A 26069-nucleotide genomic window follows, 5' to 3' on the forward strand; every position below is an offset into this window, starting at 1 on the left:
TGTCGCGCAGGATTGATCGGGATCAAACTGAGACGCGCCGGATAGGGCATTTTGCCCAAATGCCCCACAGATCCAAATGTGGGATAGCGCATAGACATTGGAGCTGGAAAAGCTCTAAGTAGACCCGTCCCCTTGGTCAGGTTCCGTTGCAGGTTTGCCGATGGATTACGCCCAATTCTTCGATTCCGCCCTCGATCGTCTCCACACCGAGCGGCGTTATCGCGTGTTCGCCGACCTCGAACGCACGGCCGGCCGGTTCCCGCATGCGGTCTGGCACTCGCCCAAGGGCAAGCGCGACGTCGTGATCTGGTGCTCCAACGACTATCTCGGCATGGGCCAGCATCCGAAGGTGGTCGGCGCCATGGTCGAGACTGCCACGCGCGTCGGCACCGGCGCCGGCGGCACCCGCAACATCGCCGGCACGCATCATCCGCTGGTGCAGCTCGAGGCCGAGCTCGCCGATCTCCACGGCAAGGAAGCCGCGCTGCTGTTCACCTCGGGCTATGTCTCGAACCAGACCGGCATCCCGACCATCGCAAAGCTCATTCCGAACTGCCTGATCCTGTCGGACGAGCTCAACCACAATTCGATGATCGAGGGCATCCGCCAGTCCGGCTGCGAGCGGATCGTGTTCCGCCACAACGACGTTGCGCATCTCGAAGAGCTGTTGAAAGCGGCCGGTCCCGATCGGCCGAAGCTGATCGTCTGCGAGAGTCTCTATTCCATGGACGGCGATGTCGCGCCGCTCGCCAGGATCTGCGATCTCGCCGAGAAATATGGCGCGATGACCTATGTCGACGAAGTCCACGCCGTCGGCATGTACGGCCCGCGCGGCGGCGGAATCGCCGAGCGCGACGGCGTGATGCATCGCATCGACATTCTCGAGGGCACGCTGGCCAAGGCGTTCGGCTGTCTCGGCGGCTACATCGCCGCCAACGGCCAGATCATCGACGCCGTGCGCTCCTATGCGCCGGGCTTCATCTTCACCACCGCGCTGCCGCCGGCGGTCTGCTCGGCCGCGACCGCCGCGATCAGGCACCTGAAGACGTCGAGCTGGGAGCGCGAGCGCCACCAGGACCGTGCCGCCCGCGTCAAGGCGATCCTCAATGCCGCCGGCCTGCCGGTGATGTCGAGCGACACACACATCGTACCGCTGTTCGTCGGCGATCCCGAGAAGTGCAAGCAGGCTTCCGACCTGCTGCTCGAACAGCACGGGATCTACATCCAGCCGATCAACTATCCGACCGTCGCCAAGGGCACCGAGCGCCTGCGTATCACGCCCTCGCCCTATCACGACGACGGCCTGATCGATCAGCTCGCCGAAGCGCTGCTGCAAGTGTGGGACCGCCTCGGCCTGCCGCTGCGCGCGAAGTCGCTGGCCGCGGAATAGGCCTCTTTTACCCTCCCCTGGAGGCTAAGAGCGGGCGGACAGCTCGCCCCACCGCTTAACGACGCCGGCAGTTCCTACCGCCGCACGGCATTTCGCTGTCGCCTGCACTCGCTCAACGCGCTAGGTTTGCAAGGAAAATGAGCTCGGGCGCCGCCGGCGCCCAGGGAGAGAGCCCCCGACCCATGCTGCACGATTGGGGCGTGATCGCCGCCGCCTTCGGCTATATCGGCTTCCTGTTCCTGGTGGCGAGCCACGGCGACCGCCGCTCGCCGGCCGGTCGCGGCCGCGCCTCCGGACTGATCTATCCGTTGTCGCTGGCGATCTACTGCACGTCCTGGACCTTCTTCGGGTCGGTCGGCTTCGCGACCCGCACCTCGACCGATTTCCTCGCGATCTATGTCGGCCCGATCCTGATGATCGGGTTGGGGGCCGGGGTGCTCCGACGCGTGATCCAGCTGGCGAAAGCCCACAACATCACCTCGATCGCCGACTTCATCGGGGCCCGCTACGGCAAGAGCCAGGCGGTGGCGGCGACCGTCGCCGCAATCGCGATCATCGGCTCGGTGCCCTATATCGCGCTCCAGCTCAAGGCGGTGGCTTCTTCGCTGGGCACAATCCTGAGCGAAGACCAGGCCTTCTCGCACATCCCGATCCTCGGCGACATGGCGCTGATGGTGACGCTGACGATGGCGGCCTTCGCTGTGCTGTTCGGCACGCGACAGACCGACGCGACCGAGCACCAGCACGGCCTGATGCTGGCGATCGCGACCGAGTCCATCATCAAGCTGGTCGCCTTCCTCGCCGCCGGCATCTTCGTCACCTTCTGGATGTTCTCACCGCATGAATTGATCGAGCGCGCGATGAGGACGCCGGAAGCGGTGCGCGCCATCAATTATTCGCCGTCGATCGGCAACTTCCTGACCATGACATTGCTGTCGCTGTGCGCGATCATGCTGCTGCCGCGCCAGTTTCACGTCAGCGTGGTGGAGAATTCCTCGGATGCCGAGGTCGGCCGCGCGCGCTGGCTGTTTCCGCTCTACCTCGTCGCCATCAACCTGTTCGTGATCCCGATCGCGCTCGCCGGCCTCGTGACCTTCCCGTTCGGCACGGCCGACCCTGATATGTACGTGTTGGCCCTGCCGATCGAGAGCGGCGCGAACCTGCTCAGCGTCGCCGTCTTCGTCGGCGGGCTGTCGGCGGCGACCGCCATGGTGATCGTCGAATGCGTCGCGCTCTCCATCATGGTCTCGAACGACCTCGTGGTGCCGCTGGTGCTGAAACGTCGGCCGGAGGGGCGCGCCGGCGGGGCCGATTTCAGCAACTTCCTGCTGCGCTCGCGCCGGCTCGCGATCTTCGCCATCATGGTGATGGCCTATTTCTACTATCGCGCGCTCGGCAGCACCCAGCTCGCGGCGATCGGCCTGCTCTCCTTTGCCGCCATCGCCCAGCTCGCCCCGAGCTTCTTCGGCGGCTTGCTCTGGCGGCGCGCGACCGCGCGCGGGGCGATCGGCGGCATGCTGGTCGGGTTTGCGGTGTGGCTCTACACGCTGTTCATGCCGAGCTTCATGGATTCCTCGACTTCAGGCATCCTGCTGCTGCAGCATGGCCCGTTCGGCATCGAGGCGCTGCGGCCGCAGGCACTGTTCGGCGCCGACCTGCCGCCCCTGATGCACGGCGTGATCTGGTCGCTGTCCCTCAACATCCTGACCTATGTGCTGCTGTCGCTGGCACGCCGGCCATCCTCCATCGAGCTGCTGCAAGCCGATCTGTTCGTGCCCAATACGCTCGCACCGATCTCCCCGAGCTTCCGCCGCTGGCGCAGCACCGTCACCGTGCAGGACATCCAGACCACGGTGGCGCAGTATCTCGGGCCCGACCGCGCACGACACTCCTTCGAGGCCTTCTCGGCGCGGCGCAACGTGCGGCTGGAGCCCGGTGCGCCCGCCGATTTCGAGCTGCTGCAACACGCCGAGCATCTGATTGCCTCCTCGATCGGCGCGGCCTCCTCCCGTCTCGTGATGTCGCTGCTGCTGCGCAAGCGGACGGTCTCCGCCAAGGCCGCGCTGAAGCTGCTCGACGATTCGCACGCCGCGCTGCATTTCAACCGCGAGATCCTGCAGACCGCGCTCAACCATGTGCGTCAGGGCATCGCCGTGTTCGACGCCGATCTGCAACTGATCTGCTCCAACCGGCAGTTCGGTGACCTCCTCAATGTGCCGCTGCATCTGATCCAGTTCGGCACGCCCTTGCGCGAGATCCTGGAGTTCATCGGCCTCGGCGATCCGAACGATCCGCTCGAGCGCGAGGCCCTGCTGGAACGGCGCCTGGCGGCCTACACCACCGACAGCGAGCCTTATCTCGAGCGGCTGCCGGAACGCCACATGGTGATCGAAGTGCTCACCAACCGCATGCCCGGCGGGGGCTTCGTCATCACCTTCACCGACGTCACGCCGACCTTCGAAGCCGCCGAAGCGCTGGAGCGCGCCAATGCGACGCTGGAAAAGCGCGTGCGCGACCGCACCGAGGAGCTGACGCGGCTGAACTCCGAGCTGGCCATCGCCAAGAGCGCGGCGGAGGACGCCAGTATCTCCAAGACGCGTTTCCTCGCCGCCGCCAGCCACGACATCCTGCAGCCGCTGAATGCGGCGCGGCTCTACGTCACAAGCCTCGTCGAGCGCCAGCACAATGGCGAGGAGACGCGGCTGGTCGAGAACATCGACGAATCCTTGCAGGCGATCGAGGAAATCCTCGGCGCTCTGCTCGACATCTCCAGGCTCGACGCTGGCGCGATGGCGACCTCGATCTCGAGCTTCAAGATGGCCGATCTGATGCGCTCGCTGGAAATCGAGTTCGCGCCGATCGCGCGCGCCAAGGGACTGGAGCTCGCCTTCGTGCCCTGCTCGCTGCCGGTCGAGTCGGACCGGCTCCTGCTGCGGCGCCTGCTCCAGAACCTGATCTCGAACGCGATCAAGTATACCCCGCGCGGCCGCGTGCTGGTCGGCTGCCGCCGCCGCGGCGCCTCGCTCAAGATCTGCGTCTACGACACCGGCGTCGGTATCCCCGCGGTCAAGCGCGGCGAGATCTTCAAGGAATTCCATCGCCTGGAGCAGGGCGCGCGGATCGCGCGCGGTCTGGGCCTCGGCCTCTCGATCGTGGAACGCCTGGCTCGCGTGCTCAAGCACGGCATCGCCATCGACGGCAATCGAAGCGGCGGCTCGGTGTTCTCGGTGACCGTGCCGACAGCGAAGGCGGTCACCCATACCGCGGCCGTGACCAGCGCGACGCCGCTGGCGCGCACACCGATCTCGGGCGCGCTGATCGTCTGCATCGAGAACGATGCGGCGATCCTCGACGGCATGCGCACGCTGCTCAAGGCCTGGGATGCCGAGGTGATCGCGGTCGCCGATCCCGAAGGCGCGATCGCTGCGATCGAAGCCGCCGGCCGCCGCGTCACCGGCCTTCTGGTCGACTATCACCTCGATCGCGGCAACGGCATCGCCGCCATCCGCGAGATCCGCCGCCGTTTTGGCGATACCATCCCTGCGATCCTGATCACGGCCGACCGCAGCCCCGCCGTGCAGGTCGCCGCGCGTGACGAGAAGATCGCGGTGCTCAACAAGCCGGTGAAGCCGGCTTCGCTGCGTGCCCTGCTGGGCCAGTGGCGCACGCAACAAATGGTGGCGGCGGAGTGAGGCCCCCGGGGTCAATAGTCAGTCGATACGCTGAGCGCTCGCCACCTCTCCAGCTCTTCGAGGCGGAGCTTATCGATCGCAGCGATGGCGTCGACGGCATCGCTTCCGAGCGCAATGCGCAGAGGCGGGCGCTCCATATCGGCAAGCTTCAGAACCACGGCCGCGGCTTTGGCTGGATCGCCGGGCTGCCGGCCGTCGTAATCGCGCTGCATCCTGACGGCAGCGCCGACGAGCGCATCGTATTCCGGGCGTCCTTCGCCGGTCCCATGTGCGGCTCGCGCAAAGCCGGTGCGAAAGCCGCCGGGCTCGACGATCGTGACGTTCACGCCGATCAGCGCCATCTCGCGCGCCAGCGATTCCGAAAAGCCCTCGATACCCCATTTCGCGGCCGAATAGGCGGCGCGGGCTGGGGCGCCGATCCGGCCGCCTACGGACGAGACTTGCACGATGTGGCCACGGCGCTGCCGGCGCAGCACCGGAATCGCCGCCTTGGTGACGATAATGGTGCCTATCAAATTGGCCTCGATCTGCCGCCGGAACGAGTCCAGGCCAGTATCCTCGACCGATCCGAGGTCGCCGTAGCCGGCATTGTTGACGACCACGTCGAGTCCGCCGAACGTCTCCGCAGCAAGCGCGATGGCTGCCGGCGCGGCAGCTTCATCCGCGACGTCGAGCGTTGCAAGGCACAGTCTTTCAGCGAAACGTTCCCGCAACGGTTCAAGCGGTTGGAGCGTCCGCGCAGTGGCAACCACCTGGTCGCCCGCGGCGAGTGCCGCTTCCGTGATGGCACGGCCAAGCCCGCGAGAGCTGCCGCTGATGAACCAAGTCTTCAAGCCAGTCACCGTATGTCTCAAGGCGCAAGCCGCGTGAAGACATAGTCGCGGCTCTTGGCCCGGGCTTCGTGGCAGGCGAAGCAGGTGCGGTGCTGCGCCTCGTCCACCGGCTTGCCGTTGATGAAGCGGCCAAAGCCCCAGCCGCCGGTAGCGGCGTATTTCCTGGAATCCTTCACCATCACCTGGACCGTGGTGGCGGCGCCGGGAATCGTCGCGGACGCAAACTCGGGTGACTGTTTCCGCTTCCACGCGCGCTTGACCAGAATGGTGCCATCCGGGAACGGCAGTTTTCCGGCCTGATAGGCGTCGATTGCGGTCTGATTGCCGACAACAGCGCGCAGCTCGTCGAGTGGCGCGGCCTCTTCGGCCGGCGCGATCAGCTCCCACCGCTTATAGCCGGCTGGGATTGTGACGCCGAAGATCGGCGAGGCGTCCGCCGCGCTCTGTTCCGCTGGCCCTTCCGCGAAGGCGATCGTGACGAGGTAGGGCATGCAGGTCAGGAGCACGACGAGGAGGACCACGGTCAGCACGATCATTGTGGTGTGGAGAGATTTCTTCTTATCGGGTTCGGCTATCGTCATGATGTTTCATCGGGCTCGATCAATGAGGCTGGACGGAGGTGCCGACGAATGCCTAGGCGCCATCGGCGTCGATGACGGCCTTGGCAAAGGCTTGTGGCGCTTCCTGCGGCAGATTGTGGCCGACGCCGCCGGTGATCAGGCGAAACTCATATCGGCCTGAGAACTTTTTGGCGTAGGCGCTAGGATCGGGATGGGGCGCGCCGTTGGCATCGCCCTCCATCGTGATCGTCGGCACTTCGATTTGCGGAGCTGCGGCCAGCTTCTTTTCGAGAGGCTCGTATTTCGCCTCGCCCTGGGCAAGCCCGAGCCGCCAGCGGTAATTGTGGATCGTGATCGCGACGTGATCCCTGTTGCCGAGCGCCGCCGCGCTCCTGTTGAAGGTGGCGTCGTCGAACTTCCACTGCGGCGAGGCCAGCTTCCAGATCAGCTTGGCGAAATCGTGCGTGTACTTCTCGTATCCGGCCCGGCCGCGTTCGGTCGCGAAGTAGAACTGGTACCACCATTGCAGCTCCGCCTGCGGCGGCAACGGCGCGTTGCCGGCAGCCTGGCTCGAGATCAGATAGCCGCTGACCGCTACCAACGCGCGACAACGGTCCGGCCACAGCGCGGCGATGATGTCGGCGGTGCGTGCACCCCAGTCGAAGCCGGCGACGACGGCTTTCTTGATCTCGAGCTTGTCCATCAGCGCGATGATGTCCGCGGCCATGGCCACAGGCTCGCCGTTGCGCGGCGTCTCGCTGGAGAGGAAGTGCGTCGTGCCGTAGCCACGCAAGTATGGGATGATCACGCGATAGCCGGCCTTTGCCAGGAGGGGCGCGACGTCGATGAAGGCGTGAATGTCGTAGGGCCAGCCATGCAGCAGGATCGCCACCGGACCGTTCGAGGGACCCGCCTCGGCATAGCCGACGTTGAGAACGCCGGCATCGATCTGCTTGATCGCGCCGAAGGACGCATTCGATGCTTGGGATCGCTGCGGTTCGGTCTCGGCACGAGCGAACGCGATCACGCCGATGCCGGCGGCGGCGGCTCCGGTGGCGATGCCGAGAAACTGGCGGCGGTGCTGATCGATGAGCTGCTTCATGATGATGTGACCTTGTCGTGATTTATGATGGTGCGTCAGATCAGCGCGACCGTGACGTCGATGTTGCCGCGGACGGCCTTGGAGTAGGGGCAGGTTTGATGCGCTTCATCGATGATGCCGCGTGCGATCTCGGGGTCGAGTCCCGGCAGGCTGACATTGAGGCGCGCCCTCAGCGCGTAGGCGCCCTCGTCGAGCACCAGATCGATCTCCGCATCGATCGCGCTTTTCCTGGGAAGGGTCACCTTCTGCTTCCGCGCGGCGAGTTCCATGGCGCCTTCGAAGCAGGCCGACCAGCCGGCCGCAAACAATTGCTCGGGATTTGTGCCGATGCCGGCCCCGCCCGGCGGCGACAGCTTGACGTCGAGGCGACCGTCGGAACTGCGCGATATGCCATCGTGCCGGCCGCCGCTGGTGTGGGTCCGGGCCGTGTAGAGCAGTTTTGCCGTTTGCGTCATGAAGAGCTCCTTGCCGTCGCGCAAACTGACTAGCGGCGACGCGCGCCGAAGACCCGTTTGGACTTGTGAGAAGTTGTGAGGCCGGCGCAGAAGCTGATGCGAGGTCTGCAAACAAGGTCTGAGGCCGATGCAACGCAGGCCTTGCGGGATGGCTGCCCTCTGGCTATCCGGTTCGCAAATGAGCAAGATTTCGCGATGACCACGCCGACCGGGCCAAGACTCTCGTTCGGACCATTCACCGTGGCGCCACATGAAAGGCTCGTGACGCGCGACGGCGTCACAGTGCCGCTGGGTGCGAAGGCGTTCGACGCGCTGACCGCACTGATGTCGCGGCCGAACGAGGTCGTCAGCAAATGGGATCTAATGGCGCTGGTGTGGCCCGGCATCACCGTCGAAGACGCCAATCTGCGCTTTCACATCGCCGCTCTCCGCAAGGCGCTCGGCGACGGCAAGGACGGCGCGCGATACATCACGACGCTCTCCGGACGCGGCTATTGCTTCGTGGCGCCGATCTCGCACACGCAGCTTCCGGCGGCGCGGCGCTCGTCCCCGCCGATGGAATTGCCGCCGGTCAAGCTGCCAAATCGGCTGCAACGGATGGTCGGGCGCGACCAGGCCGTCGCCACCATCTCCGACAAGCTTCTCACCTCGCGCTTCGTCACGATCGTCGGTCCGGGCGGCGTCGGCAAGACTGCCGTCGCGGTGGCGATCGCCCACGACCTGCTCGCGACGTTCTCCGACGCCGCGCATTTCGTCGACCTTGCCGCGCTCAGCGATCCCGATCTCGTGATCACCTCGATCCTGTTGATGCTCGGCTTGCCGGCCGAGACCGACGATCCCCTGCCCGCGCTGCTCGCGCATGTCAGGGACAAGCGGTTGCTGCTCATCCTCGACAATTGCGAGCATGTCATCGCCGCGGCGGCACCGCTGGCTTCGGCGATCTTCCACGCTGCGCCTGATGTCCACATCCTCGCCACCAGCCGCGAAGCCCTGCGCGTCGAGGGCGAGCAGGTCTATCGATTGGCACCGCTCGCCGTACCGCCTGATAGTGCCGGGCTGAGTGCGGCGGCTGCACAGACCTATCCCGCGCTTCAGCTCTTCATCGAACGGGCGACCGCTGGCGGCGCGCAGATCGCGCTCGACGATACCAACGCCGCGACTATCGCGAGGATCTGCCGCAACCTTGACGGCATGGCCCTGGCGATCGAGCTCGCCGCGGGCCGGGTCGAAGCTTACGGCCTGGAGCAGACGGCCGCGCTGCTCGACGAGCGTCTCAATCTACTCTGGCAGGGCCAGCGCACCGCGCCGCCGCGGCAGAAGACGTTGCGGGCGACGCTGGACTGGAGCTACGGGCTGCTGTCCGACATCGAGCGCCTCGTCCTCCGCAGGCTGGCGGTCTTTGCAGGTCACTTCACCATCGACGCCGCCCTCGAGGTCGTCCCGGATGAACGTGCCGACCGCTCCCGCTTGTTCGATGCCATCGACAGTCTCGTCGCCAAATCGATGGTCGCGCCGCGGCCGGTCGGCGCCATGATGCGCTACCGTCTGCTCGATACCACGCGCGCCTATCTGCTCGAGATCGAGCCGAACGACGCCGGGCTCGCCGCCCGGCACGCGACCTACTACCGGCGATGGCTGGAGCAGGCCGGCAGCACATGGGCGGCAACGCCGAACGCCGACGAACGGGCGATCCACTTCTCCGCGCTCCACAATGTGCGTGCCGCGCTGGACTGGTGCTTTGGCGCGGGCGGCGACGCCACCGCCGGCATCGCGCTCGCCGCCGCGGCAGCGCCGATCTTCCTCGCGATGTCCCTCTTGATCGAATGCCGGCGCTGGTCGGAACGGGCACTGCTTGCGATGACCCCGTCCGCGCGCGGCAGCGCCGATGAAATGCACATCCAGGCTGCCCTCGGGCTGACCCTGATGTTCACGCGCGGCGGCAGCGAGGCGGCGCGCGTGGCCTTGAGCAGGAGCCTTGCGATCGCGGAGGCGCGCGGCGACGCGCCGAACCAGCTCCAGCTGCTCGGCCGCATGCACATCTTCCACGAACGGATGGGGCAGTTCGATGCCGCGCTTGGCTATGCGCAGCAGAGCCTTGCGGTCGCGCAGCCGCTCGGCGATCCCGGCTCGATCGTCCTCGCCCATTCGTTGCTCGGGGTCTCGCTGCATCTGGCCGGCGAGCACCGCGACGCGCTCAAGATGCTGGAGGTCGCATGGCAAGGGCCGGGCGCCGAACGAATCAGCACCATCCATGGCTTCGATCATCGCAACCGGGCCGGCATCACGCTGGCGCGCGAACTCTGGTTGCAGGGCCGGCCCGCGGACGCGCGGCAGCTGGCGCAACAGACGGTGACTGAAGCCGCGCAGATGGAGCATCCGATCACGCTGTGCATCGCGTTGATCTGGGCGGTCTCGATCTCGCTCTGGGACGGCGATCTCGACGGCGCCGAGCAGAGCATCGACCAATTCATCGCGCATGCCGAATCTCGATCGATGGGTCCCTATCTCGTGGTGGGCCGCGGCGTGAAGGGCGAACTGGCGATCCGTCGGGGAGACGCCGCGCAAGGCGTCGATACGATCATGGCTTGTCTACGCGAGCTCCACGAGGCCGGCTACGAACTGCTCACCACGACCTTCAACATCGCACTGGTTCAAGGCTTGTTGGCGCTTGGACAGGTCGAGCAGAGTGCGCGCCTGATCGACGATGCGATCCGCCTCGTCGATCAGAGCGGCGATCATCTCTACATGCCCGAGTTGCTGCGGATGAAAGGCAGAGTTCTGTTGTCGCTGCCGGAGCCCGACGCCGAGCAGGCAGAAGCCCACTTCATGCAATCCCTGGATCTCAGCCGCCGGCAAGGCGCCGCGGCCTGGGAGCTGCGCGCTGCGATCGATCTCGCCGGGCTGTTTGCCGGACGCGGGCAGCGCGACGAGGCGAAGCGATGGCTCCAATCGGCGCTCGAGGGCTTTGCCGAGGGCGCCGATACGGCGGATATCAAAGCGGCCAGCGTGCTTCTGACCACGCTGTAGCAGCCCTATTCCGTCGGCGTACCCTGCTTCCACTGGCCGCCGGCGATCTTGGCGGCGGCAATCACCGCTTGCGTCCGGCTCTCGACGCCGAGCTTCTGCAGGATCGCCGAGACATGCGCCTTGATGGTGGCCTCTGAGACACCGAGCTCGTAGGCGATCTGCTTGTTGAGAAGGCCCTCCGACAGCATCATCAGGACGCGAACCTGCTGAGGCGTCAGCGTCACCAGGCGGTCCCGCAGGCGGGTCATGTCGGGATCGGCGGCGGCGGAGAGGTCGGTATCGGCGGGGACCCAGACGTCGCCCTCCATCACCTTGAGGATGGCGTCGCGCAAGGTCTCGACCCCGAATCGCTTCGGGATGAAGCCGGACGCACCGAACTCGAGCGAACGGCGGATCGTGGCGCTGTCGTCGGAGGCCGAGACGATCACGACCGGGATCGCCGGGTATTGCGCACGCAGATAGATCAGGCCGGAAAAGCCGGAGATCCCAGGCATGGAGAGGTCGAGCAGGACCAGGTCGACCTCGGAGGCCTGCTCAAGAAGCTTGGTCAGATCCTCGAAGGATCCGGCCTCGTCGATCCGAGCCGCGGGGAGAACGCCCGCCACCGCCTGCCGCAGCGCATCGCGGAACAGGGGATGATCATCGGCGATGACGAGATGGGTGTTTGCATTGGCTGTTGCAGTCATCTGTTCCGCAGGCCGACGAAAGATCGGGAAAGAAGTTCAACTCGTTGCTGATCAAGCAGCAATTGCGATTGTTTACTGACTGGAGCCGTCTTGCAAGGCAGCCTTCCGCCCGTAGTCGCAAGGCGGTTAATCACAGGCGTCAACCAACTGATGTTGCAGCGCAAAAAGCCGCTGACGAGTCTCATCAATCCCTGAACAGCAGGTCTCGGGTCAACTCATCGATCACGGCGACCGCTTGAAGCGCTGCCCTCAATCGCTCGCGATCACGGGCCGACAACGGCTTGACCAACACCGCATTGGAGGGCGCCGTCCCCTGCGCCACATCCGCAATCTGTTGCGACACGATCAGCTCCAGAAAGATACCATGGGCCTCGTCGAGCGCATCGAGATCGGTCTGGCCACGGCCAACCAGGGCCTTCACGCCCGCGAGGCGTTGCGATGTCGATCGGCCCATCACATGGTATCGGATCGCCATCGCACGCGCTGCAGCGACCAGGCCGAACAGCCCTGCCGCCTTGAGGTCGATGCGACCGCCGTCAGTGCGAATGCCGCCGAAGAATTTCAGGCTCGCAGGGACGCTGATCCCCTCGACCAGAAGCTTGGCGAACGCGACCTGCCCCTCGGCTGCCGCGAAAGCCGCCTGCCTGACCGCGACGGCAAGGCTGCCGTCGCCATGAACGGCCCGGAGATCGAAAAAGATATCGACCGACAGCAGATCCTTTGGACTGGAGCGGCAGACCCAGTGCTCGATGCGGTCCCGCCACGTTGCGACAGAGCCGCGCCAGGGTGGGTTTTTCGCCATGACGCCCCCCTTGCAATAAGGCACACCGGCCTCGTGCAGAATATCTGCAACGTGCGCTGCGAACGTCTCAAACCAGCGATCCTCGTCGCCTCCCGGCTCGCCTTGCGCGAAGATCACGGCATTGTCCTGATCCATCGCCAGCAGGCTTTCGCCGCGCCCGGCAGACCCGAGCACGATCAGCGTGTAGGGCGTGGGGGCCGCGCCCCGACCGCGATCCCGCATGATCCGCTCGGCGATCACAGCGGCCTGACGGGTGAGGGCGCAGAGCTCGCTGGAGATCACCTCCGCAATCTGACGCCCGGACAATCCTTCCGCCAGGAGCACCTCCGCAACCCGCGGCAGCTTCGCCCAGGCCAGCGCCAATGCCTGCGTATCCGTAGCATCCTCGATCTCGTCGCCGAGCGATATGGCCTCCCCTGCCCGCAGACGCAGCAGGTCCCGCGCGGACAACGCACCGACCACCCGGCCGGCCTCATCGACGACGCCGAGATGGCGGGTCTTGAGGCGATTCATCCGGCCAATCGCGCGATAGACAAGCGCGTCCTCGGGAATCGCCGCCAGCGGCCTGCTCATGATGCGGTGCACCGGCAGCTCCAGCGCGGGGGCACCGAGCCGGGCGATCGCCCGCAGCACGTCACGCTCGGTAACGATCCCGGCCTCGACGGCCTTGATATCGTCGGCGGCCGCATCCGCCGCACCGACGTACACAGCCGATATTCTCTCGCTGGTCATTCGCGCCAGGGCTTCGCTCACCGAAACGTCCGGACCGACGAAAATGACGGGATACCGCATGATGTCGCGGTTGCGGTGGCGATAGGCATAGGCGTCGAATCGCTTCAGCGTTTGCTCTGCATCGATACGAGCCGTCGCTTCGACCGGCTCGACCCAACCCATCCGCACCTGATCGTCGAGCACCGTGGTGAGCGCGCGACAGACCCGCTCGGCTTGAGCGACGGTCCGGATGCCGTGCTCGCGCAGCCTCGGCAGCAGCGCAAGGAAGATCCGTGCCGTCGTGATCGCATCGCCGAGAGCGGAGTGCCGGCCGGCTACGTCAATGCCAAGCCAGGCCGCAAGATTCTCCAGCTGGTATCCGCCGAGGTCCGGCGCAACGATCTCCGCAAGCAGTCTGGTATCGAGCGTTCGAGGCCGGGACCATGGCAATCCCGCCAGATCGCATTCGCGCTTCAGGACGGCCAGATCGAAACCGATCATGTGCCCGATGACGACCGTCCGGCCGAGGAATGCCTCGAAACGCGGCCACACATCCACGAATAGCGGCGATTCAGCGACCATGGCATCATCGATGCCGTGAATGCGCGTCGTTTCGGCGGGGATCGGTTGATCGGCCGGCCGCAGCAATTGAACGAACGAACCGCCGTCGACCAGCTTTCCGGCCGACAGACGCACGCCGGCAAGCTCGATCACCCGCGCCTTGCGCGGATCGAGCCCAGTCGTTTCGGCATCGATGACAACGGCGTCGAGCGACAAAAGCGGGGCAGCACCACTCGTCGTATCCATTGTCCTCCCTCGGAAGGCCCGGACCGTGCGATGCTGGCCGGCAAACCGGGCATTGGCAGAGGCCGGGCGATCCTACGCCAGCAGCCTGTTGGTCACGGCAGCCGCATCGATGCGATCGACCAATTCGTCATGGATGTTGCACAGGCTGACGCGCAGGTAATTGCGGATCGTCTCGAAATCCCGTCCGCGCAGCTTTTCGTGGATCGGCATCATCGCAAAATAGGTTTCCGCCAGCGGCTCGGGAATGTCCATCACGCGCTTGGGCGCATGCCCGCCAACAAGGTCGAGTCGCTGCTCCAGCTCGCGCCGAGCCTCAAGCCAGGCGTCCTCGCCGAGCGACGGCGGCACGGGGTAACGGTCGAAAACCGAGAGGACGACGAGGATCATCTGGTCGAGAACCGCCCGGCGCTGCATGCCGGCATGTGGGCGCAATACCCCCTCGACCATCTCGCCGACCATCGCAAGCCCGAGCGGATAAGCCTGCCAGCGCGACCGTTCGACGGCTTGTGCAAAGCCTTCCTCGGCAAACAGCACCTTGGCGTAATGGCCCGCGCGGGCACGCGAATACTCGTAAATACCCTTTTGCACGATGAATGCCGACTGCGCGTCTATGAAGTCGGCAAGCGCCTTGCGATCGCCAATCCGCGGCCGGGGACGAAAGAATTTCTGCAGCAGCTTCATCGCAATCCGATCCTGCCAAACGGAATCGCCGTGCTATCCCGCGCTCGCCGTGCCCGAATTGTCAACGGCCGCAGCGCCGTTCGCATCCGCAACATCGGTTCCCTCCGAAAGTATTAGAAAGACCTCGGCACTCCTGATGTTAGCCTCCGACATTCCAAATTGGCGAAAGACCGGTTGGAAGGCGGCACGGGGGGGCCGCAGCGACGGGTATGCAACCCCTCGATTCCTCCGGCTCGCATGCCGGAGTGCTGACAGAGGAAATGCAGCCCATGCCTGACTCCCAAAATCTCAAAGAACGAGAAGAAGCCCACTGGCGCAAGACCTCGCGCCTGATGCTGATCAACCTCGGCATCTGGTTCTTCTTCGGATACGTCATCCACATGTTCGTGGTTCCGCTCAACGCCATCAAGCTGCCGATCCTTGGCTTCCCGCTCGGCTTCTATATGGCCGCGCAGGGTTCGCTGATCGCCTTCGTGGTCATCCTGTTCGTCTTCGCCAGACAGCAGGACAAGATCGACCGAGAATTCGGCTTCGCAGAAGACGATTAGGGGGATTGAACATGGCTACGCAGGCCTCAACCGGCGGCTCCGACTTTCTCAGCAACCTCGGGCGGATCTACGGCTTCTACACCGGTGGATTCGTCGCGTTCGTCCTTCTGCTCGCCGCCCTCGAAGTGATCGGGGTGCCGAACAAGGTTCTCGGCTACCTGTTCGTGTTCTTCACGCTCGCGGTCTACGCCATCATCGGCATTCTGTCGCGAACGGCGCAAGTCTCGGAATACTATGTGGCCGGTCGCAGCGTACCGGCGTTCTACAACGGCATGGCCACCGGTGCCGACTGGATGTCGGCAGCGTCCTTCGTCGGCATGGCGGGCACGCTGTTCCTGCTCGGCTATGACGGACTTGCCTGGGTGCTCGGATGGACCGGCGGCTTCGTGCTGGTCTCCATCCTGATCGGGCCTTATCTGCGCAAATTCGGCGCCTATACGGTGCCCGACTTCTTGTCCTTCCGTTATGGCGGCAATTTCGCCCGGGCGCTGGGCGTCGTCGTGCTCGTCGCCTGCTCGTTCACCTATGTCACGGCGCAGATCTACGGCACGGGCATCATTGCCTCGCGCTTTCTCGGAATGCAGTTCGAGCTCGCGGTTTTCGCGGGACTGGTCGGCATCCTGGTCTGCTCGATGCTGGGCGGCATGCGCGCGGTGACCTGGACGCAGGTGGCCCAGTACATCGTGCTGATCATAGCCTACCTGACACCGATCGTGATCCTGTCGACCAAGATTTACGGGATACCGCTTCCGCAGCTGACCTATGGGCACGCGATCGCGGACATCACGGCGCGCGAACAGGACATGCTCGCGAACGGACTGGCGGCGGCGGCAAGCCTCAAGCCGCACATTCAGCCGTTCTTCAGCTATAGCCCGCTGAACTTCTTTGCAATCATCCTGTGCATGATGGTCGGGACGGCCTCGCTGCCGCACATCCTGATGCGCTACTTCACGACACCGTCGGTGCGTGAGGCGCGGCAATCCGTGGCATGGTCGCTGCTGTTCATCTTCCTCCTGTACTTCTCCGCGCCTGCCTATGCGGCGTTCTCGAAGCTGGAGGTGTACACGAACATCATCGGGCGCGATCTGTCCGCGATCAGACCCTGGCTGTTCAGCTGGGGCGAGCTCGGGCTGATCCAGATCTGCGGCAAGAACGCCGTCAACATCGACGCCGTCATTGCCGCCTGCAAGGCCGTTGCCGGTCACCCCGGAGTGGTCCGGCTGCAGGACTTCGTGATCAACACGGACGTGATCGTGCTCTCGACACCGGAGATCGCGGGGCTTCCCTACGTGATCTCGGGCCTCGTCGCGGCCGGCGGCCTGGCCGCGGCTCTGTCCACCGCCGACGGGCTGCTGCTCGCGATCGCCAATGCGTTGTCGCATGACGTCTACTACAAGATGATCGATCCGAACGCGCCGACGGCACGCCGGCTGATCATCGCGCGCGTGCTGCTTCTGGCGGTCGCAGTCATTGCCGCGGCGACGGCTGCCACCAAGCCCGGGGATATCCTGGCCATGGTCGGCTGGGCGTTCTCCCTGGCGATGGCGGGCAACTTCCCGGCGCTTGTGATGGGTGTGTGGTGGAAGCGCACGACGTCCACGGGCGCGATCTGCGGCATCATCGCCGGATTTGGGCTGTGCATGTTCTACCTGCTCGTCACGCGCTATTTCCCGGGCGCGGGCGTCAAGTATTTCGGCATGACGTCGCTGCTCAATCCGGTCACCGGCGCACCGCTGGTGGACATCGCCAAGGCCATGGCATTGCCCAACGCCATGGAGAGTTGGCCGACGCTGGCCCACCCGCTCGCCAACAAGGTGGGTTGGTTCAACCTCAACAACATCGCATGCGGTTTGCTGGGGACGCCATTCGGCTTCGCGGTGATCATCATCGTGAGCCTGCTGGGAAGGGCGCCGTCGCGGGAAATGCAGGCCTATGTTGACGAGATTCGCAAGCCGCGAGGCCGCACGGTGCTCGAAGAGAAAACGACCTGAGCGGATCGGATCGATTGCGACGAACGGGGCCTTGCGAGGCCCCGTTCTTGTTTGCGACCGGCGGCGCTCGCTTGCCCAGAACCGTCTGCCTTGACATTGTTGGGTGCGGCGGCCGGTGCAGAATGCCCGACGGGCCGGGCCGAGCAGGCAGCCCTCGCAAGACCATCCTGCGCCAGAGCGAGGTCCGGAGGAGGACAGATTTTGGACATTGCCGACTCGTTCGCCAGATACTGGTATTTCCACCTGCCGAACTTCGTTCTGGCGGCTCTGATGTACACCATGCTCGGCCGCTTCCTGCTCGGCCTCTTCGTCGACGCCGACTCGCCGAACTATATCTGGCGCTTCTTCTGCCGCCTCACCGATCCGGTGCTCACCGCCATTGCAACCGTCACGCCGAAGGCAGTTCCTCCAGCCATCGTGTGGCTGTTCGGTTTTGTCTGGATGTTCTGGTTGCGGATCGTGCTCCACTACACATTGCTCGTGCTCAACCTCGCGCCGCGGCTTGCGGGAGGAGGATCATGAGCCGCAACTTCTTCCTGATCGGTATTGCCTTCTTCGGAATGATCAACGGCCTCTTCAACCAGCTTTGGCTGATCTTCGCCCTGCTCTACGTCCAACCGCTCGCAGGCCCTCTTCTGTTCGGAAACATGTCGCTGACGCTGATGTTCGCCTCGCTGATGGTCTCGACCGCCACCGTGATCCTGGGCGGCATTCCCGCCGCCATCTACGAACGCGTCACCGGCGCACAGGAGTCGAACGGCGTCTCGCTTTGGATCTGGCTGGCCGGCACGGCTATCCTGGCGCTCCCCGCCGCCGGCAATTTCATCAGCGTCGGCCTCTGAACGGCGGGCGGGAACCATTGAAGGCAGGCCCCGCAGGGACTACCCTAGACGCATCTCGATCCCAATGAGCCAGGCGACGGAGTTCCTCCTCATGGAAGAAATGCGCCGCATCGCCTTTGAAACGGTCCTGCGCGCGTGCGGATTTGCCTCCCTCGCCATATTCTGCGTCATGATCGGCCTTTCGTTTCTGCCGCGCTCCGCCTTTCAGGCGGGAGGCTTTCTGAGCCTGATCATGACACTGGTGCTTCTCCTGAAAGCGCAGGAGGCGCGGACCAAAGACCACCGCCGCACCGAGATGTGGCTGTATCTTCCAAAAGACAGACGCCCGCCTCAGCCGCATGCACAAAAAACAGTCTCGGCGGTGATGCGAGAAACCTATCTGGTGTTCGCATACTGGTCTGCCCTGGTGTCAGTCGTGATGTGGATTGTCGCGATGGGCTTTTCCGTCCTTGGACTTTAGTTTGAGGCTGCAGACCCCACGGTATTTCGTTCCCGCGGCTCCGTGATTTCCCGTCCGACATCTCCGCGATCCTTCCGATTCGCGTCGAAAGTACTATTGGGCCGGACGCGATAGGCATGTAATTGCTCGCCCCCGATTGGTGGCGCGCCCGCGTGGCGCGAATCGGTTCTTGAAAAGAAAACAAGCGGGAGCGAATCTGAATGACGACAGTAACTGCAACATCGGCACCATCTGCCGGCGCCGGGATGACGAAGGACGAACGGTTCGTCATTCTCGCCTCCTCGCTCGGTACCGTCTTCGAGTGGTACGACTTCTATCTCTACGGTTCGCTGGCCGGCATCATCGGCGCGCAGTTCTTCTCGGCCTATCCGCCGGCAACCCGCGATATCTTCGCGCTGCTGGCGTTTGCCGCGGGCTTCCTGGTGCGTCCGTTCGGCGCGATTGTGTTCGGCCGTGTCGGCGACATCGTCGGCCGCAAATACACCTTCCTCGTCACCATCCTGATCATGGGTCTGTCGACCTTCATCGTCGGCCTGTTGCCCAACGCGGCGACCATCGGCATCGCGGCCCCGATCATCCTGATCGTGCTGCGCCTCGCCCAGGGTCTGGCGCTCGGCGGCGAATATGGCGGTGCGGCGACCTACGTCGCGGAGCATGCGCCGAACGGCAAGCGCGGCTTCTACACCTCCTTCATCCAGACCACGGCAACCCTCGGCCTGTTCCTGTCGCTGCTGGTGATTCTGTTCACCCGCACCGCGCTCGGCGAGGCCGATTTCGCGGCGTGGGGCTGGCGCATTCCGTTCCTCGTCTCCGTGCTGCTGCTCGGCATCTCGGTCTGGATCCGGCTCCGCCTCAACGAATCGCCGATCTTCCAGAAGATGAAGGAAGAGGGGAAGAGTTCGAAGGCGCCGCTGACGGAAGCCTTCGGCAATTGGCAGAACGGCAAGCTGGTGCTGCTCGCCCTGCTCGGCGGCGTCATGGGCCAGGGCGTGGTCTGGTACACCGGCCAGTTCTACGCGTTGTTCTTCCTGCAATCGATCCTGAAGGTCGACGGCTACACCGCCAACCTCCTGATTGCGTGGTCGCTGCTACTCGGCACCGGCTTCTTCATCGTATTCGGTGCGCTCTCCGACAAGATCGGCCGCAAGCCGATCATCCTCGGCGGCTGTCTGATCGCGGCGCTGACCTTCTTCCCGATCTTCAAGATGATCACGTCCAACGCCAACCCGGCGCTGGAAAAGGCCATCGAGTCGGTCAAGGTCGAGGTGGTGGCCGATCCCGCCAGCTGCGGCGATCTGTTCAACCCAGTCGGCACCCGCGTGTTCACCGCGCCTTGCGACACCGCACGCGCCTACCTGTCGCAATCGTCGGTCAGGTACACGACGAGTTCGGGTCCGGCCGGCTCGGGCGTGAAGGTCGTGGTCAACGGCAAGGACGTGCCCTACGCCAACGCCAAGGACAGCAACCCGGCGGTTCTCGCCGCGGTGCAGGCGGCCGGCTATCCCAAGGCGGGTGACACCGGCATCGTGAAGATGTCGCATCCGTTCGACGTCTTCCGTCCGCAGCCGGCGGCGATCATCGGCCTGCTGTTCGTCCTGGTCCTGTTCGTGACCATGGTGTACGGCCCGATCGCGGCGATGCTGGTCGAATTGTTCCCAACCCGCATCCGCTACACCTCGATGTCGCTGCCCTACCACATCGGCAACGGCTGGTTCGGCGGCCTCCTGCCTGCCACCGCCTTCGCCATCGTGGCCTCGACAGGCGACATCTATGCCGGTCTGTGGTACCCGATCATCTTCGCCTCGATTACCGTGGTGATCGGCTTCCTGTTCCTGCCGGAAACCAAGGACGTCGACATCAAGGCGACCTGATCGCAGCAGCAATCGACGACACCAACCGGCCGCGGTCTCCGCGGCCGGTTTTGCTTTGTGTGGTTATCGATCGCTGCCGATGAATTGCAGCACGATCTCACGGCGGTGCGGGCGGCTGCGATGCTCGATCAGGTAGATCGCCTGCCAGGTGCCGAGCGCGAGCTTGCCGCTCAGGACCGGGACCTGAAGCGAAGTCTGCGTCAGCATGGTCTTGATATGGGCCGGCATGTCGTCCGGCCCCTCGGTATCATGGGTCCACCCCGCGTTCTCCGGCGCGAGCCGTGACAGCGCCGTCGTAAGATCGACCAGCACGGAGGGATCGGCGTTCTCCTGGATCGTCAGCGAGGCCGAGGTGTGGCGGATGAACAGCGTCAATGCACCCTCGCCCGCCCGCGCCTCGGCGATGAATCGTGCGGCCTCGCTGGTCAGATCGGTGAAGCCGCGGCCAGGCGTCTGCACGGTGAGCAGTGCCGATGTGACGGTCGTGGCCTGTACGGACGATGGTGCGGAGCGGGTGACGGATCTGGCAGATGTCATGGAGGGGCACGCATCAGATCTTCCCCGACACGTCTTTCTGCACGCGGTTGGCCATGTCGATCAGCCGCCGCCAGGCCTTTTCCAGGAACGACATCATGCGGTCGACGTCCTGCTCGCTCGGCAGCGGGATCTCGATCTTGCGCTCGCCCTCGGCGACCTTGGGCTCGGGCTTCCTGAGTGGATCGGATTTCGGCAGCGCCTCGTCGATCTTGCCCGATACCGTTGGCCCCGCCGCGAGCTGTGCCTTCAGCCGCTCGACGTCGGCCTGGAGCCTGCCGATCTCGGCGTCGAGCGCGGTCCGCTCGTCGGGCACCGCGTAGCAGGCCCAACCGGCGCCGTTCCTGGTGCAGGTCGACACCGTGCCGGTGCGCGTGTCGAGCCGCAGCACGCCCTCGGGGATGGGCGTCATGCTGTAGCGGCCATTTTCGCCGTCGGGCGTAGATTGCGCGGCCGCGAGGCCGCCGCTGACTACCATCACCGCGGCCGCCGCCGCGAGCCATGATGTCGTGGATGACGTCGCAGGTCTCATCATTGTCTCCGCCCGGCACTGCTGCGGCTGCGGTTGCAATTCTACACCCCCAGCCGGCAATCCGCCGCCAAAAAGCCGCCCCCGAAATCAACGAACGCGGCGGCTTCTTTGATCCCGCGAGCGCGGCGAAAGCACGGCTGCGTCCGCCGTTCGCAAGCAGACCTGCTGCGGTGCGGCGTCACGCTGTGTGCAGCGCTGCCGTGCGCGTCAATATCATCAAGTAAATCAAATACATAATCGGAAGGGACGCAATCGTGACTTGGCTTGACTTGATTATAGGCCATCAGTATGGTCCGCGCGGCTTTTGAGGGTGACGGGCGCAATTTCCATTCAGCCGCAGCGTTTCGGGTCTTCGTTGCATGACACAGGGCACGGGACACGGCGAGGATGGAGATCGCGATAGATCGCCCGAGGAAGCCGCGCTTTCCGATCGGCTCGGAAATCTTGATCAGCGGTTGTCCGAATTTCGCGACCGCCGGGCCAAGACCGAGCAACCCGCAGGTGACGATGGAGACAAAGCGGCCAGAGCCTCGGCGATGGCGCTTGGTTTCCGACTATCCTCGGAGTTGATCGCCGGCGTCGCTGTCGGAGCGGGGATTGGCTGGGGGTTCGACCACTTGCTGTCGACGTCGCCTTTCGGATTCATCGCGTTCCTGCTGCTGGGCTTCATCGCCGGCGTGGTGAATGTGGTGAGAACGGCAGGCGCGGGTCCGAACAGGCGCGGTGGTTCGTAATTGGCCTAGCCGGGTTAACTGTCGTGCCGCTCGCCGGCACAGCCGGCCGACCAATCTTCACTGGTCGGCTTGTCCAGCAGACGAGAGATGCCGCGCGGATGAAAATCGACCCGATCCATCAGTTCAACGTCGAACCGCTCTTCACGATCGGCCGTATCGGCGATCACACGATCGCCTTCACCAATGCCTCTCTGTACATGTTCGTCGCGGTGGGGATCATCGCGCTGCTTCTGCTCACCAGCGGCAAGCAGCTGGTTCCGGGGCGTCTGCAGTCGGTGGCAGAGCTCTCCTATGAGTTCGTGGCCAGCATGATCCGCAGCACTGCCGGAGCGGACGGCATGCGGTTCTTCCCGCTGATCTTCTCGCTGTTCATGTTCATCTGCGTCTCGAACCTCGTAGGCATCGTTCCGTACACGTTCACCGTGACGAGCCATCTCATCGTCACTGCGGCGCTGGCGCTGCTGGTGTTCTTCACGGTCCTGATCTACGGCCTCTACAAGAACGGCCTGAAGTTCCTGAAAGTGTTCGTGCCCTCGGGCGTTCCGGGCTACATCCTGCCGCTGGTCATGGCGATCGAGGTGCTGTCGTTCTTCCTGCGGCCGGTCTCGCACAGCGTTCGACTGTTCGCGAACATGCTCGCCGGCCACATCGCGCTGAAGGTGTTCGCCGGCTTCGTTGCCATGCTCGGCGCGTCTCTTGGCGTGGTCGGCTGGATCGGCGGTGTCATGCCGCTGGCGCTCGCCGTCGCGCTCACCGCGCTCGAACTGCTGGTCGCGTTCCTGCAAGCCTATGTGTTTGCGATCTTGACCTGTATCTACCTCAACGACGCCATTCACCCTGGACACTGAGTGATCCGGGTGCTTTTCCACCCACACCTGTCTTTCTTCCAAGGAGTCAAAAATGGATCCGCAAGCAGCTAAGTTTCTCGGCGCGGGCATCGCGTGCATCGGCATGGGCGGCGCCGGCATCGGCGTGGCCTTCATCTTCGGCAATTATCTGTCCGCAGCCATGCGCAACCCGGCAGCTGCTCAGGGCCAGTTCGGCAACCTGATCTTCGGCTTCGCCGTGACCGAAGCGCTCGGCATCTTCTCGCTGCTGATCGCTCTGCTGCTGCTGTTCGTCCCGCTCTGAACGCGTTTCGCGCCGCTTCCAGGTGGGAGGCGGCGCGTCTGACAGCAACAGGAGAACTCCATGGCTGAAAGTCATGGCGGCGCCAAAGGTACCGGCGCTCACACGGAGGCCGACGGCGGTCACCACGGCGGTGGCTTTCCGCCTTTCGAGAGCAGCACCTTTGCTTCGCAACTGGTGTCGCTCGCGATCGCCTTCGTCGCGCTGTATCTGATCGTCTCCCGGTTCGCGCTGCCGCGTGTCGGGGGTGCGATCGAGGCGCGTCAGAACAAGATCGAGGGCGATCTCGCCGAAGCGCAGAAGCTGAAGGACCAGTCCGAGGCGGCGCTCAAGGCCTATGAAGGCGAGCTCGCGTCGGCGCGCGCACGTGCACAGGCGATCGGCAACGAATCCCGCGAGAAGGCGAATGCGCAGGCGGAAGCCGAACGCAAGGCGCTGGAAGAGCAACTGTCCGCCAAGCTCGCCGAGGCGGAGAAGACCATTGCCTCGACCCGCGCGACCGCCATGAGCAACGTCCGCGGCATCGCGGCCGATGCAGCCGGCACCATCGTTCAGCAGCTCACGGGCGTCGTTCCGGATGCAACGTCGGTCAATGCCGCCGTTGATGCGACCTTGAAGGGTTAGTCTCGATGTTCTTCACACCTGAGTTTTGGGTCGCCGTCGCCTTCGTGATCCTGATGGTGATCTTCGCCTATGTGGGGGTGTTCAAGACGGCGATGTCGGCGCTCGATCATCGCGCCGCTCGTATCAAGGCCGAGCTGGACGAGGCGGCGCGCCTCAAGCAGGAGGCCACCAAGGTGCTCGCCGACTACAAGGCGCGCACTGCCGGTGCCGAGCGCGAGGCCGCCGACATCATCGCCAACGCGAACGCCGAAGCGGAGCGCATCGCAGCAGAGGCCAAGGCGAAATTGGAAGATTTCGTCACCCGCCGCACCAAGACCGCCGAGGGCAAGATCGCACTCGCCGAGGCTCAGGCTCTCGCGGACGTCCGGGCAGCCGCCGCGGAAGCCGCCGTGCAGGCTGCCTCCACGATCCTGTCGCAGTCAGTCAAGGGCCAGATCGCCGACGACCTGCTCGCCAAGGGCATCAACGAAGTCAGGCAGAAGCTGAACTGAGGGATTTGCCTTACCCAATCAAAAAGCCGGCGCGACGAGCGCCGGCTTTTTTGTCTGTCGGGTAACAGCATCCACAAGTGCGGTATCATCACCCACCTTGTGCGCACTTGCGCACTGGGGCGGGTGATCCAGTGCGCCGAGGCTTCTCAGTTCAAGCACCGCGGCCTCTGGAATACTGGATTGCCCGCCTTCGCGGGCAATGACAGCTGACATTGCCGCAAGATCTCCCCTACTTCTTCTTCTTCCCTCTCGGCTCCGGCGAGAGCGCCTGCGGGTCGAAGCCGACATAGAAGATGTAGGTATCGGCGACCGCGGGCGCCGGCACCGGATAGGCCAGATCCTCGGCGACGAAGGTGAAGGGCACGCTGCCGCCTTCCGACATCGCCACCGTGGTCCGGTAGGCCTTCGAGGCGATCACCTTCTCGCCGACGCCGCCCTGCACGACAGCGATGCGCAGCGGCACCTCGACGGAGGCAGGCGCCCCGGCGGGGCCGGCGATGACGCGGCCCTGGATGCCGATCCGGGCGGTGATGCCGGCACTGCTGCGCAAGCATTCGCGCGCCATCTTGGTGATCGAGGCCTGGAAGCGGATGTCATTGCCGACCGCCGGCTTGCCGCTGGCGCCGACCGCGTAGGTCGAGGCGCCCGCGCGCACCGTGACCTGCGGGCAATCGAGGTCGTCTTCGGCCGGCTGCCCGGGCGCAGGCGCCGGCTTCGGCTCCGCCGGCTCGTCGGACTTGCCGCCGAACAGGCTCTTGAAGCGGTCGGTCAACGACTGTGCCGCCACCGGCGAGACGGAGGCGAGCCCGACCGATAATGCCAGCACGACCGCTGCGCCCCGCCGCAACCTCGTCCGCGATGACCGAAGCTCCTGCACCATCAACACCCGTACTCCATGACAATGTTCCGGCCGGGTTATATCGCCAATATCGGCGAACCCAAGGCGGCAAAAAGGGATTTGGCTGCATCCATCAGGCTGCTCAGCCGCGGAAGTCCTCGTGCAGCAGGCCGAACAGCAGGTGATCCTGCCAGACCCCGTTGATGCAGAGATAGCGGCGCGCCAGGCCCTCGCGCGAGAAGCCGCACTTCTCCAGCACCCGGATCGACGGCGCATTGGTCGGGATGCAGGCGGCCTCGACCCGGTGCAGATTGAGCTCGCCGAACAGCGTCGGCAGCAGCACCCGGAGTGCGGCCGTCATGTAGCCGCGATGGGCATAAGGCTGGCCGACCCAATAGCCGATGGTGCCGGCCTGCACGATGCCGCGCCGGACATTGGCGAGCGTGATGCCGCCGACCAGGGCGCCGTCGAGCTCGCGGAAGATCAGAAAGGGATAGGAGCGGTCCGCGGCAATGTCCTCGGCATAGCGGCGCAGGCGGCGGCGGAAGCCGGAGCGGGTGAGATCGTCGGACGGCCAGATCGGCTCCCAAGGCGTCAGATAGTCGCGGCTGGTCTCGCGCAAATGAGCCCATTGCAGGAAGTCGGACATTTGCGGCGCGCGCAGGAGCAGCCCGTTGCCGCGCGGCGCCAGGGCGGCGGGTCCACTGGATGGCAGGCGAAAGAGGGCCAT

Annotated in this window: 27 protein-coding genes; 14 read left to right on the forward strand and 13 right to left on the reverse strand. The window is 64.8% G+C overall.

Annotated elements, in window-relative coordinates:
* Positions 1 to 160 precede the first annotated feature (160 nt).
* The gene (gene hemA, locus I6F12_RS26035; protein ID WP_035996665.1) at positions 161 to 1390 is read left to right on the forward strand and encodes a 5-aminolevulinate synthase; all 1230 of its coding nucleotides are present in this window, start codon (positions 161 to 163) and stop codon (positions 1388 to 1390) included.
* Positions 1391 to 1572: 182 nt separating this feature from the next.
* Positions 1573 to 5082, forward strand: a complete 3510-nt coding sequence (locus tag I6F12_RS26040) for a hybrid sensor histidine kinase/response regulator (protein WP_225142881.1) — start codon at positions 1573 to 1575, stop codon at positions 5080 to 5082.
* An 11-nt stretch (positions 5083 to 5093) separates the two neighbouring features.
* Here I6F12_RS26040 and I6F12_RS26045 read toward each other — a convergent pair whose 3' ends face one another.
* From I6F12_RS26045 to I6F12_RS26060, 4 genes are read right to left on the reverse strand one after another with little or no spacing between them, the layout of a single operon-like run.
* On the reverse strand, positions 5094 to 5915 hold the full coding sequence (locus I6F12_RS26045) for an SDR family NAD(P)-dependent oxidoreductase (RefSeq protein ID WP_225157530.1): 822 nt from the start codon (positions 5913 to 5915) through the stop codon (positions 5094 to 5096).
* A gap of 17 nt (positions 5916 to 5932) precedes the next feature.
* A complete protein-coding gene (locus tag I6F12_RS26050) occupies positions 5933 to 6496 on the reverse strand; it encodes a cytochrome P460 family protein (RefSeq protein ID WP_225157531.1) in 564 nt (187 codons plus the stop codon).
* A gap of 52 nt (positions 6497 to 6548) precedes the next feature.
* A complete protein-coding gene (locus tag I6F12_RS26055) occupies positions 6549 to 7577 on the reverse strand; it encodes an alpha/beta hydrolase (protein WP_109142218.1) in 1029 nt (342 codons plus the stop codon).
* Between the two features lie 35 nt (positions 7578 to 7612).
* Entirely contained in the window at positions 7613 to 8032 is a 420-nt protein-coding gene (locus tag I6F12_RS26060) for an organic hydroperoxide resistance protein (RefSeq protein WP_035996651.1), read from the reverse strand.
* Between the two features lie 195 nt (positions 8033 to 8227).
* On the opposite strand from I6F12_RS26060, the gene I6F12_RS26065 reads away from it, so the two are divergent.
* The gene (locus I6F12_RS26065; RefSeq protein ID WP_225157532.1) at positions 8228 to 11059 is read left to right on the forward strand and encodes a tetratricopeptide repeat protein; all 2832 of its coding nucleotides are present in this window, start codon (positions 8228 to 8230) and stop codon (positions 11057 to 11059) included.
* A 5-nt stretch (positions 11060 to 11064) separates the two neighbouring features.
* Here I6F12_RS26065 and I6F12_RS26070 read toward each other — a convergent pair whose 3' ends face one another.
* The 3 genes from I6F12_RS26070 to I6F12_RS26080 form a co-directional block, all read right to left on the reverse strand.
* Positions 11065 to 11745 (reverse strand): response regulator transcription factor, encoded by a 681-nt coding sequence (locus I6F12_RS26070; RefSeq protein WP_225157533.1) that lies wholly within the window; start codon positions 11743 to 11745, stop codon positions 11065 to 11067.
* Positions 11746 to 11929: 184 nt separating this feature from the next.
* Positions 11930 to 14065: a DUF294 nucleotidyltransferase-like domain-containing protein gene (locus I6F12_RS26075; RefSeq protein WP_225157534.1), complete on the reverse strand. Its 2136-nt coding sequence runs from the start codon at positions 14063 to 14065 to the stop codon at positions 11930 to 11932.
* Between the two features lie 72 nt (positions 14066 to 14137).
* Positions 14138 to 14746, reverse strand: coding sequence for a hypothetical protein (locus I6F12_RS26080; protein ID WP_225157535.1), 609 nt, complete (start codon positions 14744 to 14746; stop codon positions 14138 to 14140).
* A gap of 269 nt (positions 14747 to 15015) precedes the next feature.
* Here I6F12_RS26080 and I6F12_RS26085 point away from each other — a divergent pair, with 269 nt between their 5' ends.
* The 6 genes from I6F12_RS26085 (at position 15016) to I6F12_RS26110 (ending at position 20458) form a co-directional block, all read left to right on the forward strand.
* Positions 15016 to 15294 (forward strand): DUF4212 domain-containing protein, encoded by a 279-nt coding sequence (locus I6F12_RS26085; RefSeq protein WP_035996678.1) that lies wholly within the window; start codon positions 15016 to 15018, stop codon positions 15292 to 15294.
* 11 nt (positions 15295 to 15305) lie between these two features.
* Positions 15306 to 17285, forward strand: coding sequence for a sodium:solute symporter family protein (locus I6F12_RS26090; protein ID WP_036040224.1), 1980 nt, complete (start codon positions 15306 to 15308; stop codon positions 17283 to 17285).
* Positions 17286 to 17486: 201 nt separating this feature from the next.
* The gene (locus I6F12_RS26095) at positions 17487 to 17807 is read left to right on the forward strand and encodes a YggT family protein (RefSeq protein ID WP_035996633.1); all 321 of its coding nucleotides are present in this window, start codon (positions 17487 to 17489) and stop codon (positions 17805 to 17807) included.
* Positions 17804 to 18127, forward strand: coding sequence for a hypothetical protein (locus tag I6F12_RS26100; RefSeq protein WP_225157536.1), 324 nt, complete (start codon positions 17804 to 17806; stop codon positions 18125 to 18127). The genes I6F12_RS26095 and I6F12_RS26100 overlap by 4 nt, the downstream gene beginning before the upstream one ends.
* 64 nt (positions 18128 to 18191) lie before the next feature.
* On the forward strand, positions 18192 to 18587 hold the full coding sequence (locus I6F12_RS26105) for a hypothetical protein (RefSeq protein WP_035996630.1): 396 nt from the start codon (positions 18192 to 18194) through the stop codon (positions 18585 to 18587).
* A 245-nt stretch (positions 18588 to 18832) separates the two neighbouring features.
* Positions 18833 to 20458 (forward strand): MFS transporter, encoded by a 1626-nt coding sequence (locus I6F12_RS26110; RefSeq protein WP_225128591.1) that lies wholly within the window; start codon positions 18833 to 18835, stop codon positions 20456 to 20458.
* A 63-nt stretch (positions 20459 to 20521) separates the two neighbouring features.
* Here I6F12_RS26110 and I6F12_RS26115 read toward each other — a convergent pair whose 3' ends face one another.
* The 3 genes from I6F12_RS26115 to I6F12_RS26125 are packed head-to-tail and all read right to left on the reverse strand — an operon-like array spanning position 20522 to position 21808.
* The gene (locus I6F12_RS26115; RefSeq protein WP_225113009.1) at positions 20522 to 20995 is read right to left on the reverse strand and encodes a secondary thiamine-phosphate synthase enzyme YjbQ; all 474 of its coding nucleotides are present in this window, start codon (positions 20993 to 20995) and stop codon (positions 20522 to 20524) included.
* A gap of 13 nt (positions 20996 to 21008) precedes the next feature.
* Positions 21009 to 21524, reverse strand: coding sequence for a hypothetical protein (locus tag I6F12_RS26120; RefSeq protein ID WP_225157616.1), 516 nt, complete (start codon positions 21522 to 21524; stop codon positions 21009 to 21011).
* Between the two features lie 41 nt (positions 21525 to 21565).
* Entirely contained in the window at positions 21566 to 21808 is a 243-nt protein-coding gene (locus I6F12_RS26125; RefSeq protein WP_192893052.1) for a hypothetical protein, read from the reverse strand.
* A gap of 75 nt (positions 21809 to 21883) precedes the next feature.
* Between I6F12_RS26125 and I6F12_RS26130 the strand changes: the two genes are divergently transcribed.
* The 5 genes from I6F12_RS26130 to I6F12_RS26150 all read left to right on the forward strand — a co-directional run bounded on the left by I6F12_RS26130 (position 21884) and on the right by I6F12_RS26150 (position 24501).
* Positions 21884 to 22258: an AtpZ/AtpI family protein gene (locus tag I6F12_RS26130; protein WP_035996624.1), complete on the forward strand. Its 375-nt coding sequence runs from the start codon at positions 21884 to 21886 to the stop codon at positions 22256 to 22258.
* Positions 22259 to 22356: 98 nt separating this feature from the next.
* A complete protein-coding gene (locus I6F12_RS26135; RefSeq protein ID WP_035996621.1) occupies positions 22357 to 23106 on the forward strand; it encodes a F0F1 ATP synthase subunit A in 750 nt (249 codons plus the stop codon).
* Between the two features lie 52 nt (positions 23107 to 23158).
* On the forward strand, positions 23159 to 23389 hold the full coding sequence (locus tag I6F12_RS26140) for a F0F1 ATP synthase subunit C (protein ID WP_008541273.1): 231 nt from the start codon (positions 23159 to 23161) through the stop codon (positions 23387 to 23389).
* Between the two features lie 60 nt (positions 23390 to 23449).
* Complete coding sequence (locus I6F12_RS26145) at positions 23450 to 24010, forward strand: F0F1 ATP synthase subunit B (RefSeq protein ID WP_036020580.1); 561 nt, start codon at positions 23450 to 23452, stop codon at positions 24008 to 24010.
* A 5-nt stretch (positions 24011 to 24015) separates the two neighbouring features.
* The gene (locus I6F12_RS26150) at positions 24016 to 24501 is read left to right on the forward strand and encodes an ATP F0F1 synthase subunit B (protein ID WP_035996616.1); all 486 of its coding nucleotides are present in this window, start codon (positions 24016 to 24018) and stop codon (positions 24499 to 24501) included.
* 18 nt (positions 24502 to 24519) lie between these two features.
* Here I6F12_RS26150 and I6F12_RS26155 read toward each other — a convergent pair whose 3' ends face one another.
* The 3 genes from I6F12_RS26155 to I6F12_RS26165 form a co-directional block, all read right to left on the reverse strand.
* Positions 24520 to 24714, reverse strand: coding sequence for a hypothetical protein (locus tag I6F12_RS26155; RefSeq protein ID WP_225157537.1), 195 nt, complete (start codon positions 24712 to 24714; stop codon positions 24520 to 24522).
* 16 nt (positions 24715 to 24730) lie between these two features.
* A complete protein-coding gene (locus I6F12_RS26160; RefSeq protein WP_035996613.1) occupies positions 24731 to 25381 on the reverse strand; it encodes a hypothetical protein in 651 nt (216 codons plus the stop codon).
* Between the two features lie 100 nt (positions 25382 to 25481).
* Entirely contained in the window at positions 25482 to 26069 is a 588-nt protein-coding gene (locus I6F12_RS26165) for a GNAT family protein (RefSeq protein ID WP_035996611.1), read from the reverse strand.

It is taken from the genome of Bradyrhizobium sp. IC4059 (assembly GCF_020193615.1).
Classification (GTDB): Bacteria; Pseudomonadota; Alphaproteobacteria; order Rhizobiales; family Xanthobacteraceae; genus Bradyrhizobium; species Bradyrhizobium yuanmingense.